The sequence below is a fragment of the Rhizobium sp. YTU87027 genome (genome assembly GCF_050644135.1).
Lineage (GTDB): Bacteria > Pseudomonadota > Alphaproteobacteria > Rhizobiales > Rhizobiaceae > Rhizobium.
In genome coordinates this window covers 2,394,562-2,406,820 of sequence record NZ_CP098440.1, presented here as the reverse complement: position 1 = coordinate 2,406,820, position 12,259 = coordinate 2,394,562, and the positions used below count along the sequence as shown (strand labels likewise).

Annotated in this window: 9 protein-coding genes; 7 read left to right on the top strand and 2 right to left on the bottom strand. The window is 60.9% G+C overall.

Going from position 1 to position 12,259, the window contains the following annotated elements; all coding sequences use genetic code 11:
- Window positions 1-22: 22 nt before the first annotated feature.
- On the top strand, window positions 23-994 hold the full coding sequence (locus NBG89_RS12040) for a 2-hydroxyacid dehydrogenase (protein ID WP_431320158.1): 972 nt from the start codon (window positions 23-25) through the stop codon (window positions 992-994).
- 29 nt (window positions 995-1,023) lie between these two features.
- Here NBG89_RS12040 and NBG89_RS12035 read toward each other — a convergent pair whose 3' ends face one another.
- Window positions 1,024-1,935 carry a response regulator gene (locus tag NBG89_RS12035; RefSeq protein ID WP_431320157.1) on the bottom strand — a complete coding sequence of 304 codons (912 nt, stop codon included), beginning with the start codon at window positions 1,933-1,935 and terminating at the stop codon, window positions 1,024-1,026.
- Window positions 1,928-5,314 (bottom strand): hybrid sensor histidine kinase/response regulator, encoded by a 3,387-nt coding sequence (locus NBG89_RS12030; protein ID WP_431320156.1) that lies wholly within the window; start codon window positions 5,312-5,314, stop codon window positions 1,928-1,930. The genes NBG89_RS12035 and NBG89_RS12030 overlap by 8 nt, the downstream gene beginning before the upstream one ends.
- Before the next feature lie 219 nt (window positions 5,315-5,533).
- Between NBG89_RS12030 and urtA the strand changes: the two genes are divergently transcribed.
- From urtA to NBG89_RS12000, 6 genes are all read left to right on the top strand, one after another.
- The gene (gene urtA, locus NBG89_RS12025) at window positions 5,534-6,826 is read left to right on the top strand and encodes an urea ABC transporter substrate-binding protein (RefSeq protein ID WP_431320155.1); all 1,293 of its coding nucleotides are present in this window, start codon (window positions 5,534-5,536) and stop codon (window positions 6,824-6,826) included.
- Window positions 6,827-7,013: 187 nt separating this feature from the next.
- Window positions 7,014-8,633, top strand: coding sequence for an urea ABC transporter permease subunit UrtB (urtB, locus tag NBG89_RS12020; protein WP_431322679.1), 1,620 nt, complete (start codon window positions 7,014-7,016; stop codon window positions 8,631-8,633).
- On the top strand, window positions 8,630-9,793 hold the full coding sequence (gene urtC, locus NBG89_RS12015; RefSeq protein ID WP_431320154.1) for an urea ABC transporter permease subunit UrtC: 1,164 nt from the start codon (window positions 8,630-8,632) through the stop codon (window positions 9,791-9,793). Before urtB ends, urtC begins: the two co-directional genes overlap by 4 nt.
- Before the next feature lie 6 nt (window positions 9,794-9,799).
- Window positions 9,800-10,555 (top strand): urea ABC transporter ATP-binding protein UrtD, encoded by a 756-nt coding sequence (gene urtD / locus NBG89_RS12010; protein ID WP_431320153.1) that lies wholly within the window; start codon window positions 9,800-9,802, stop codon window positions 10,553-10,555.
- Between the two features lies 1 nt (window position 10,556).
- Entirely contained in the window at window positions 10,557-11,252 is a 696-nt protein-coding gene (gene urtE, locus NBG89_RS12005) for an urea ABC transporter ATP-binding subunit UrtE (protein WP_431320152.1), read from the top strand.
- Between the two features lie 180 nt (window positions 11,253-11,432).
- Window positions 11,433-12,254, top strand: a complete 822-nt coding sequence (locus tag NBG89_RS12000; protein WP_431320151.1) for an urease accessory protein UreD — start codon at window positions 11,433-11,435, stop codon at window positions 12,252-12,254.
- The last annotated feature ends 5 nt before the right edge of the window (window positions 12,255-12,259 follow it).

Sequence of the window (12,259 nt, the reverse complement as noted above, 5' to 3'; positions counted from 1 at the left end):
ACAGCATCCGGAACAGGTGACCATGTCCAAGCCACGCATTCTCGTCACACGCCGCTGGCCGTCAGCCGTCGAACGCATTCTTTCGGAACGGTTCGATGCAACATTGAATCTGGACGATCAGGCGATGAGTGTGGAGGCGCTGGCCCGGGCGATCGGAGAGTACGATGCAATTCTGCCGACGGTCTCGGACAAGTTGCCCGCAGCTGTTTTTGATGTGGCGACACCGCGCACACGCATACTCGGCAATTTCGGCGTCGGTTACAATCATATCGATACTAATGCCGCCAGGGATCGCGGGATCGTGGTGACAAATACTCCCGGCGTGCTGACCGATTGCACGGCTGACATCGCCATGCTGCTGCTGCTGACGGTTGCCCGGCGGGGCGGCGAGGGAGAGCGTCAGGTCCGCTCCGGCGAGTGGGACGGGTGGTGCCCGACGCATATGATTGGGACGAAGGTCACCGGCAAAACGGTGGGCATCATCGGCTTTGGGCGCATCGGCAAGGCGTTCGCGCAGCGTTGTCATTTCGGCTTCGGCATGGACGTGGTTTTCTACAACAGGTCTCCCGTCGATCCCGCGGAAGCCGCGCGCTATGGCGCCCGTCAATTGCCAACGGTCGAGGACGCATTGGCGCAATCCGATTTCGTATCCCTGCATTGCCCAGGCGGCGCGCAAAACCGGCACCTGATGAACGCAGAGCGGCTTGCGGCAATGAAGCCCGGTGCTTTCCTGATCAATACGGCACGCGGCGATGTTGTCGACGAGGTCGCTTTGATTTCGGCCCTCAAGGGCGGCGTCATCCGCGGCGCCGGGCTTGACGTGTATGCGGCCGAGCCGCACGTACCAGACGCGTTGAGGGCCATGGAGAATGTTGTTCTGCTACCTCATCTCGGCAGCGCGACGGAGGAAACCCGCACGGCCATGGGGATGAAGGTGGTGGACAATGTTACCGCCTTCTTCGAGGGCAGATCGCCACCTGATCGCGTTGTTTGAGCTGTCGGTTCGATCCGCCGGATGGTCGGTCACGTCTCGTGCAGAACATGAGCGGCTTTGACCGCTGCGGAGGCGCGGTTTTCGACGCCGAGCTTCACATAGATCTGTTCGAGGTGCTTGTTCACCGTGCGCGCCGACAGACCGAGAATCTCGCCGATATCGCGGTTGGCTTTGCCCTTCGCAATCCATAACAGCACTTCGGACTCTCTCTGTGTCAGCGAGAAATGCCGGCGCAGCACCTCGTCGTCGGCGCGTGCGTTATTTGCTGTCAGGCGAAACAGATATTCGTCAGCACCGATCGCGCCAAGAAAGGCAAGCTGAAGCACGTCCTTGCCGGCATGCGAAAGCGAGATCGCGCCGTCGCGGGCTGAGGCCGGGCGGGTCTTCATCCATTCGGCAATCTTGCTGACCACCGTGTCCATAGCGTCGTCTCTGTTCATTGCAGCGTTGACGAGACGTGTCGCCTGTGGCGTCGACCAGTGAATGTCACCGTCGCCCTTGACGGCAAGCAAATGCCGACCGGCGGCGTCCAGCGCAACGCGCGCGCTTTGTGTCGAGCGTGCGTTGCGCAAGTGGACACCGATCCGCGCTCGCAGTTCATCGATATTGATCGGCTTCGTCAGGTAGTCGACGCCTCCGGATTCAAGAGCGCGAACGACATGTTCGGTCTCCGTCAGACCGGTCATGAAGATGACTGGTATCTGGCTGATCGCCGGATTGGATTTGAGTTTCCTACAGGTCTCGAAGCCATCCATGGATGGCATGATCGCATCTAGCAGAATGATGTCGGGGGTAATCCGTTCCACGATGTTCAGCGCGGCGGAGCCCGCTGTCGCTATCAGTACGGAGAAACCGGACTGCTCTAGAGCATCGGTCAGGAACCCCAACGCCTCAGGCGAGTCATCGACCAGCAGAACGATATCGCGCGGGAACTCAGCCAAGGGTCTCTACCTTCTCATCGAAGCGGTGCAGGAAATTCATGAGGCCGTTCAGATCGAATGAGGCCGCATAGGAACGAAGTTCATCTGTAAATGGCTGATTTGCTTCCACCTTGGCAAGGTCGGTGAGCTTTGCCTCGATGCCTCGGATGTAGCCGATCTCGGCAAGCCGCAACAATTCCTGGATGTGAGCGGGTCCCGGGCTGACCATCGATCGATCATGTTTCGTGGGGGCAGGCTGGATCGCCTCCGCATAGATCCACTTCAAGCCCAGATGCAGCGCAAGCTTGTCACGCAGCTGCTTGATGTCGACCGGCTTGCCGATGGCATCGCTGTGGCTGTCGTCGCTATCGCGGTGAGCGGCGGCGTCGCCGATATTGGCGGACAGCATAACGATCGGAGCGGTCTGGCCACTTGCGCGCAGGCGCGAGACGAGTTGCCAGCCATTCATGCCCGGCATCGAGATATCGACGAGAAACAGATCGGGCTGGATGCCTTCGATCAAGGTCAGGCAGTCTGCGCCGCTTGCCGCGGTCAGAACGACGAAGTCGAGAGGAGCAAGCACCTCGCGCATCATGTCGCGATGGTCCTCATTGTCGTCCACGACGACGATCGTGCGTCGTGGACCGTCGTAGCTGACGATCTTCTTTTCCTGCGGCGGAACCGTCATTTCGCGAAGCACGGCGGAAAGCATGAGGCGAACGCGGAAGACTGTTCCGCGATCCTTCTCGCTGCTTACCGAGATTTCACCCCCGAGGGTGTTCGTCAGCAGCTGCGTGATCGTCAGGCCGAGACCAAGGCCCGGCATTGGGCGGATGCTGTCGGCCTCGCCACGCTGGAAAGGCTCGTAGATGCGGCTCAAGTCCTTCTCGGCAATGCCACGCCCGGTGTCGGTAACGGTGAAGGTCGCGACCTGACTGCGATACCCGACGTCGAAGGTAACGCTGCCTTCGTCGGTGAACTTGATGGCATTGGAGAGCAGGTTGACGAGGATCTGGCGCAGCCGCTTCTCGTCGGTGCGTACGAACTGGGGCAGGGCGGGTGAACGGTCGTGATGGAAGGTCAATCCCTTAGCCTGCGCCTGCGGGCGGAACATGTCGACGATCTGATCCAGGAAGTCCTGAATGTTGATCTCGTTGGAATAGACCTGGAGGCGCCCGGCTTCGATCTTGGAGATATCGAGGAGACCATCGATGAGGCCGGAGAGATGCTCGGCGCTGCGGCGGATGACCTTGATCGACGACTGCCGCGGAGTGGGAATGGTTTCGTCGCGCTCGAGAATCTGCGCGTAGCCGAGCACGGCATTCAGCGGCGTACGCAATTCGTGACTGAGGCCGACGACATAGCGGCTCTTGGCGCGGTTGGCGGCTTCGGCGGTTTCCTTGGCGGTCTGGAGTGCCGCGTCGGTCTTCTTGTGGGCGGCGATTTCCTTCAGCAGCAGCGTATTCTGGCGCGAGGACTCTTCCTCGGCAACGACCCGGCTGTCATGCGCGAGCACGTAGAACCAGCAAACGACGCCGCCGATGACGGCGAAGACGAAGAAGACGATCAGGATGGTGCGGTTCACCACCTCGGCGGTTTCCGGCGAGGCTGCGGAGACCTGATGGGCGATCATGGCAAGGATCGTGCCGACGGCCGTCAGTGCCAGCACAACGGCGATGCCGTAGCGGCCGAGGCGGGTGGTCAGCTTCTCAACGACCGTGTCCGGTAGGACTGCCTTGGCGACCGCACCGACCTGTGCGTTGAAGCGCGCCTTCGGCTTGCACATGTCGTGACAGCGGCTGTCGAGCGAACAGCAGAGGGAGCAGATCGGCGCCGCATAGGCCGGGCACCAGGCCATGTCCTCCGGTTCGAAGGGATGCTCGCAGACAGAGCAGGTGATGTTTGTCAGGTTCTTCCAGCTGTGGCGCGGCTTGCGCGCGAGGTAGAATTTGCCCTTCGTGCCCCAGGCGATGAGCGGCGACGCGATCAGTGCGGCGACGAGTGTGATGTAGGGCGCGAGCGAGGCGGCGATGGAACCAAAAACGCCGAAATGCGCGATGAGCGCAATGCCGGCCGACAGCGTCATGGCGCCGAGGCCGACCGGGTTGATGTCGTAGAGGTGGGCACGCTTGAACTCGATGCCGGGAGGGGCGAGCCCGAGCGGTTTGTTGATGAAGAGATCGGCCGAGATCGTGCAGAGCCAGGCCATGGCGATGATCGAGAAGATGCCGAGTGTTTCTTCCAGCAGCTTGTAGATGCCGAGCTCCATCAGCAGAAGCGCGATTGCCACATTGAAGACGAGCCAGATGACGCGGCCGGGATGGCTGTGGGTGAGGCGGGAGAAGAAATTCGACCAGGCAAGCGAGCCGGCATAGGCATTCATCACGTTGATCTTCAACTGCGAGACCACCACGAAGGCAGCCATCAGCAGCAGCGCGGCATTGTGCCAGGGGATCATGTAGCCGAAGGCTGTCAGGTACATCTGGGCCGGATCGGCGGCACGATCGACCGGCACGCCCGACGCGAAGGTGAGCACGACGAGGAAGGAGCCGGCGAGCAGCTTCGGCGCACCGATGATCACCCAACCGGGGCCGGCGAGGAAGACGGCGAGGCGGTGGCGCCAGTTGCGTTGCTTCTCCGGCGGCAGAAAGCGCAGGAAGTCGGCCTGTTCGCCGATCTGCGACATCAGCGCCAGAATGACGGCGGAGGCGGCGCCGAACTCGACGAGATCGAAGGGGGCGACGGTACCGGGCGGGCCGGACGCATGGCGGATACCGGCAAAAGCCCGCCAGAGATCGAACTTCTCCCAATCCATGACGGCGATGAACAGGAAGGGCAGGACGTTGAGGACGATCCAGAAAGGCTGAGTCAGCAATTGAAACCGGCTGATCAGCCGAACGCCGTGCGTGACCAGCGGAATGACCATGAGGGCGCTGACGATGTAGCCGATCCACAGAGGGATACCGAGCGTCAGCTCCAGAGCGCCGGACATGATCGAGGCCTCGATCGCAAACAGCATGAAGGTGAAGCTGGCATAGATCAGGGACGTGACCGTCGAGCCGATATAGCCGAAGCTCGCGCCTCGCGTCAGCAGATCGATATCGACGCCGTGGCGGATCGCATAGCGGCTGATCGGCAGGCCGATGGCAAGCATGGCGATCGAGGCGACGACAATGGCGAAAAAGGCGTTGGTTGTGCCATAGGAGAGGGTGATCGCGCCGCCGATCGCTTCGAGCGCGAGGAAGGAAATGGCGCCGATCGCGGTTTGCGAGATGCGTTGCGACGAGAACTGCCGGGCGCTCTTTGCGGTAAAGCGCAGCGCGTAGTCTTCCAGCGTCTGGTTCGCCACCCAGCGATTGTATTCGCGCCGGACCGGAATGATGCGTTGCCGCGCTGCCATGCCTTGGTGCCAGCCCCTTTTGTTCCCCTTGTCATGCGTTCGTAACACGGAACGACACGAGGCTTAAGAGTGCGGCGCAGCGCAAAACTGCACATTTCGCCCCGTCCACTACGTCATATTGCGTATACGCTTTCGCGCTGCAGCACCGGATAGTCCCTTAAGCAACAGTTAACTGCCGGTTTTCGGCCTGTTGTCGAACAAGAAGAGGGGATCAACCAGATGAATCTCAAGTCCTATATCACGGGCGCCGCACTCGGCGCCGTCATGTCGGCCACGGCCGCATTCCATGGAGCCGTTGCGGCTGACGACACCATCAAGGTCGGCGTTCTGCATTCGCTGTCCGGCACGATGGCGATCTCCGAAACGACGCTGAAAGACGCCATGCTGATGCTCATCGACGAGCAGAACAAGAAGGGCGGTCTTCTCGGCAAGAAGCTCGAAGCCGTCGTCGTCGATCCGGCTTCCGACTGGCCGCTGTTTGCCGAAAAGGCACGCGAACTGATCGAAAAGGACAAGGTCGCGGCCGTCTTCGGTTGCTGGACGTCCTCGTCACGCAAGTCGGTGCTGCCCGTCTTCGAAGAGCTGAACTCGATCCTCTTCTACCCGGTCCAGTACGAAGGCGAAGAGTCTTCGCGCAACATCTTCTACACGGGTGCTGCTCCGAACCAGCAGGCGATCCCGGCGGTCGACTATTTGATGGAAAAGGAAGGCGTTAAGCGCTTCGTGCTCGAAGGCACCGACTACGTCTATCCGCGCACGACGAACAAGATCCTGGAAGCCTACCTTGAATCCAAGGGCATTCCGAAGGAAGACATCATCATCAACTACACGCCGTTCGGCTTCTCCGACTGGCAGACAGAAGTGAAGAAGATCAAGGAATTTGGTTCCGCCGGCAAGAAGACGGCTGTGGTCTCGACCATCAATGGTGACGCGAACGTCCCGTTCTATAAGGAGCTCGGCAACCAGGGTGTCAAGGCAACCGATATCCCGGTTGTCGCTTTCTCGGTCGGCGAAGAAGAGCTTGCCGGTCTCGACACCAAGCCGCTCGTCGGCCACCTCGCTGCCTGGAATTACTTCGAGTCGGTCGAAAGCCCCGCGAACAAGAAGTTCATCAAGCAGTGGCACGACTTCACCAAGAACGACAAGCGCGTGACGAACGACCCGATGGAAGCTGCCTATATCGGCTTCAACGCCTGGGTTAAGGCTGTTCAGGCTGCGGGCACGACCGACACGGACAAGGTTCTCGATACGATCATCGGCACCACGGTTCCGAATCTTTCGGGCGGCTATGCGACAGTCATGCCGAACCACCACATCACCAAGCCGGTGCTGATCGGTGAAATCCAGGCGAACGGCCAGTTCGAAATCGTTCAGCAGACCCCGGCAGTCGTTGGCGACGAATGGTCCGACTACCTGCCTGACTCGAAAGACCTAATCTCCGATTGGCGCAAGCCAATGAACTGCGGCAACTTCAACGTTGCCTCGGGCAAATGCGGCGGCAAGGGCTCCTGAGTGCGCGCCACCCCGTCACTCTGACGCCTGAAGACTTCCGCCCGGTCTCTCCTGTCCGGGCGGAAGGTCCATCTGCGAAGTGCAGCCTTCAAGCTTCGCGGCGATCGATCCACCGGATCGCGCCGATTGGAAGGCAGATTTCCCCGATTGCGCCGGAAGGCCAATGATGACCGAGGCAAGAAAGCCGATGTATCGCGCCATCAAGATCCTGCTTCTTACGTTGTGCCTGGCGATGCCCGCATTCGCGACCGCCCTGAAGGCACAGGAAGATATCCACCCGTTGATCGACGCGCTCGGTGTCGGCGATTTCCCTGAGCGCGAAGCCGCGATCAAAGCACTCGTCGCCTCCAAGGATCCACGTGTCGGCGAGATCCTGCAGCTTTTGAGCGACGGCCAGCTTTATGTGAATTCCGAGACCGGCGGCCCCGTGCTGGTGCAGGGCGGCACTGAAGATGAGCCGACCTACGCCGACCCGATTTCCGGCGATGTCGTCTCGGACGTCGATCCTGACTATATGTCCAAGGTCAAGATCAACAATTCGCTGCGCACGGTGATTGCCACCGCCATGAGCCAGCTAACCCTATTGAGCCCGGATCGCGGCGCCCGGCTTGCGGCGGCCCAAGGACTGCTCAAGGACGCCGATCCGGCAAATCTTGATCTCCTTACCTCTGCGCTCGCCGAAGAGAAGGATGCAGAGGTCAAGAATGCGATGGAAGCGGCGCGCGCCGTCATGGTGCTGAAGAGCGACGTTAGCGCCGAAGAGAAGAAGGCCGCGATCGACACGGTTGCGGCGCGCGGCGGGCGCGATGCGCTGACCATTCTGAATTCCGCGATGACGACCGCCCCAGACGAGCTCAAGGGCGCCATCCGGACACATATCAACGCGATCAACCGCAGCCTGGCGCTCTGGGATATCGGGCAAAATGTCTGGTACGGGGTGTCGCTCGGATCTGTGCTGCTGCTGGCAGCGATCGGCCTTGCCATCACCTTCGGCGTCATGGGCGTCATCAACATGGCGCATGGTGAAATGGTGATGATCGGCGCCTACACGACGTACGTTGTGCAGGAGTACACCAGCTCCGCCTTTCCGGAACTCGGAAACTACTCGCTGGCGTTCTCCGTGCCGGCGGCCTTCCTCTTTACCGGCTTTGTCGGCCTTGTCATCGAGCGCGTCGTCATCCGCTATCTCTATGGTCGTCCGCTTGAAACCCTGCTTGCCACCTGGGGTGTGTCGCTGATCCTGCAACAGGCGGTCCGCACGATCTTCGGACCGACGAACCGCGAGGTCCGCAATCCGAGCTGGATGTCCGGTGCATTCGAACTAGGCGGTCTCTCGATCACCTGGAACCGCCTCTGGATCATCGTCTTCTCGATGGTCGTGTTCTTTGCGTTGCTCGTACTCCTGAAGCGCTCGGCCTTCGGCCTGCAGATGCGCGCCGTCACGCAGAACCGCCGCATGGCGTCCTCGATGGGCATCCGCACCGGCTGGGTCGATGCCTTCACCTTCGCGCTCGGCTCCGGCATTGCCGGTATCGCGGGCGTCGCGCTCTCGCAGATCGACAACGTCTCGCCGAACCTCGGCCAGAGCTACATCATCGACAGCTTCATGGTCGTGGTCTTTGGCGGCGTTGGCAATCTCTGGGGCACGCTGGTTGGTGCCTTGTCGCTCGGGGTCCTCAACAAGTTCCTCGAACCCTTCGCCGGCGCCGTTCTCGGCAAGATCCTGGTGCTCGTCCTCATCATTCTCTTCATCCAGAAGCGTCCACGTGGGCTCTTCGCACTCAAAGGAAGGGCGGTGGAAGCATGATTACGGCCTTCCTTCTCCGGTCTCTCGATCGCAAGATCATTGCTGCGATCGTCATGCTGCTTGCGGTCGCGTTGCTGGTGCCGGTGCTCAACCTGATGACCGCGCCGACCAATCCGCTGCACATCCCCACCTACATCATGGCGCTGTTCGGGAAGTACCTCACCTACGCGCTGCTGGCACTGGCACTCGATCTCGTCTGGGGCTTCTGCGGCATCCTCTCGCTTGGTCACGGCGCTTTCTTCGCACTCGGCGGTTACGCGATGGGCATGTATCTGATGCGCCAGATCGGCTCCCGCGGCGTCTATGGTGACCCCATTCTGCCCGACTTCATGGTCTTCCTGAACTGGAAGGAACTGCCCTGGTTCTGGTACGGCTTCGACAAGTTCTGGTTCGCGGCGCTGATGGTTCTGCTGGTGCCGGGGCTGCTGGCCTTCGTCTTCGGCTGGTTCGCCTTCCGCTCGCGCGTCAACGGCGTCTACCTGTCGATCATCACCCAGGCCATGACCTATGCACTGCTGCTCGCCTTCTTCCGAAACGACATGGGTTTCGGCGGCAACAACGGGATGACCGATTTCAAGGAGATCCTCGGTTTCAACGTCCAGGCGGACGGAACGCGCGCCGCGCTTTTTGCCGCGACCGCCATCTTCCTGGCGTTGTCTCTGATGATCGCCTCGGCCATCGTCCGCTCGAAGTTTGGCAAGGTGCTGGTCGGCGTGCGCGATGCGGAAAGCCGCACACGCTTCCTCGGCTACCGTGTCGAGCACTTCAAGCTTTTTACGTTCGTCGTTTCGGCGATGATGGCGGGCATTGCCGGTGCGCTCTATGTGCCGCAGGTCGGTATCATCAACCCCGGTGAATTTGCGCCCGCCAACTCGATCGAAGTCGTCATCTGGACGGCGGTTGGTGGTCGTTCGACGCTGATCGGTCCGATCATAGGTGCCATTCTCGTCAACGGCGGCAAGACGATCTTTACCGGTCTCTTCCCCGAGTTTTGGCTGTTTGCGCTTGGCGGTCTCTTCGTGCTCGTCACGTTGTTCCTGCCGAAGGGTATCGTTGGCACGATCGGACAGTATCTCACGCGCCGCAAGCCGAAGACCGAGGCCACGCCGCCCGCGCTTCAGGAAGAGGGCGTCGACGCAAAAATCCAGCCGGCGGAGTGAGCGATCATGATCCCTGACGTCAAACCAAGCAGCGTTCTCTATCTCAATAACGTCTCGGTTTCCTTCGACGGCTTCAAGGCGCTGAATTCGCTGTCGATCGTCATCGAACCCGGTGAGCTGCGCGCCATCATCGGCCCGAACGGTGCCGGCAAGACGACGATGATGGATATCATCACCGGCAAGACGCGACCGGATGAAGGCGAGGTCTTCTTCAGCGGCGACGTCGACCTGACGAAGAGAGACGAGGCCGACATCGCCCAACTCGGGATCGGCCGCAAGTTCCAGAAGCCGACGGTCTTCGAAAGCCACACCGTCTGGGACAATCTGGAACTGGCGCTGAACCGCAAGCGTGGGGTCTTTGCGACGCTGTTCTATCGGCTCGCCAGCGAAGACAAGGCGCGTATCGATGAGATCCTTGAGACGGTGCGGCTGACGCATCGGCGCGACGAACTTGCGGCCAATCTCTCGCACGGCCAGAAGCAATGGCTGGAGATCGGCATGCTTCTGGCGCAGGAGCCGAAGCTGCTTCTGGTCGACGAGCCGGTCGCCGGCATGACCGATGCCGAGACCGCCGAAACCGCGATCCTGCTGAAAGAGATCGCCAAGACCCGCTCGGTCGTCGTCGTCGAGCACGACATGGGCTTCATCCGCGACCTCGGTGTCAAGGTGACGTGTCTGGCCGAAGGCTCGGTGCTGGCCGAGGGATCGATCGATTTCGTGAGCTCCGATCCGAAGGTGATCGAGAATTATCTGGGGCGGTGAGATGCTGACAGTCGAGAATGCAAATCTTCATTACGGTGCGGCGCAGGCGCTGCGCGGCATCTCCATCAAGGCTGAAATGGGCAAGATCACTTGCGTGCTGGGGCGTAACGGCGTGGGCAAGAGTTCTCTTCTCCGCGCCGTTACCGGCCAGCATCCCTTGTCTGCCGGCAGCGTCAGCTTCAATGATGTGAAGCTCAACGGACTACCGCCGTTTGCGCGGGCCAAGCAGGGCATCGGCTACGTGCCGCAGGGCCGTGAGATCTTTCCCTTGCTGACGGTCAAGGAGAATCTCGAGACCGGATTTGCGCCGCTCGGACGTCGGGATCGCTCCATCCCCGATGATATTTTCAGCCTCTTTCCGGTGCTGCAGTCGATGCTCGGGCGGCGCGGCGGGGATTTGTCCGGCGGGCAGCAGCAGCAGCTGGCGATCGGCCGGGCGATGGTGACGCGACCGAAGATTCTGGTGCTCGATGAGCCGACCGAAGGCATCCAGCCGTCGATCATTAAGGACATCGGCCGGGCGATCCGCTATCTGCGTGACAGTACCGGCATGGCGATCCTGCTGGTCGAGCAATATCTCGATTTCTGCCGCGAACTTGCCGACTATGTCTACATCATGGATCGCGGCGAGATCGTTCACGAGGGTCTTGCGGAAACGCTCGATACGCCGGAAGCACGTCGTCATCTGACCGTCTGATCCCATGGTTATCTGTTGGGCAGATGCTGTTTTCCTCGGCAGTCTCTGAGGGATCTCGCTGCCGCCGGCCCGATCGTGGAGAGCGTCTCGGCACGGCACGGGAATTGCTTGATTTCTGCAGGTTAGTGACTTCAATGAAAAACGGCCGGGTCAACCGGCGGTGCATTGGAAAGGGATGGAATGACGAACGCGGCGGCAGCCACGAGACCGCAGAGAGCCGAGGGGCGCGCGCATCTGGCTGCGAAGACGCTCGACGGGCGGACGCGCCTAAAGGAGCTCTATCAGGAAGGAGCGGCCAAGATCCGCCTTCCGGATACGTTCGATTCCTCCATGGAAGCCGTCATCATCAATACCGCGGGTGGCCTCACCGGCGGCGACCGGATGAACTGGAGCGTTGTGGCTGGCCCCGGCGCCCGTATCGACGTCACCACACAGGCCTGCGAGAAGATCTACAAGGCGTCAGCCGGAACAGCCGAGGTCAACACCAGCATTACCGTCGGCACGAACGCCCGGGTGGACTGGCTGCCGCAGGAAACCATTCTGTTCGATCGCTCGTCGCTGTTTCGTCGGCTCGAAGTCGATATCGAGGATGATGCCGAATTCCTGGCGGTCGAGGCCATCCTGCTTGGCCGCAAGGCGATGGGGGAGGCGGTGGACACCGGCCTCTTTCGCGACCGCTGGCGCATTCGCAAGGCAGGCAGGCTCTGCCATGCCGAGGACCTGCAGATGCAGGGCAATATCGCATCGCTTTCTGGCGCCGATGCCGTGCTCGGCGGCAAGGTCGCGTTTGCGACGGTGCTTTATGTCGGGCCGCGGGCGGAAGCCTACCTTGGCGCGGTACGTCCGTTGCTCGATGGCCATATGGGCGGCGCCAGCAGCTGGGCCGGCAAGCTTATCGTGCGCCTTTCGGCGCCTGATGGCTTTGCGCTCAGAAAAATTCTCATCCCGATCATTTCGATCTTGCGCAATGGAGCGCCGGTACCGAAAGTCTGGAATCTCTAGTTCAA

Coding starts and splice junctions, on each gene's coding strand:
- NBG89_RS12040 (WP_431320158.1), top strand. CDS start 23: ATGTCCAAGCCACGCATTCTCGTCACACGCCGCTGGCCGTCAGCCGTC.
- NBG89_RS12030 (WP_431320156.1), bottom strand. CDS start 5,314: ATGGCAGCGCGGCAACGCATCATTCCGGTCCGGCGCGAATACAATCGC.
- urtA (WP_431320155.1), top strand. CDS start 5,534: ATGAATCTCAAGTCCTATATCACGGGCGCCGCACTCGGCGCCGTCATG.
- urtB (WP_431322679.1), top strand. CDS start 7,014: ATGTATCGCGCCATCAAGATCCTGCTTCTTACGTTGTGCCTGGCGATG.
- urtC (WP_431320154.1), top strand. CDS start 8,630: ATGATTACGGCCTTCCTTCTCCGGTCTCTCGATCGCAAGATCATTGCT.
- urtD (WP_431320153.1), top strand. CDS start 9,800: ATGATCCCTGACGTCAAACCAAGCAGCGTTCTCTATCTCAATAACGTC.
- urtE (WP_431320152.1), top strand. CDS start 10,557: ATGCTGACAGTCGAGAATGCAAATCTTCATTACGGTGCGGCGCAGGCG.
- NBG89_RS12000 (WP_431320151.1), top strand. CDS start 11,433: ATGACGAACGCGGCGGCAGCCACGAGACCGCAGAGAGCCGAGGGGCGC.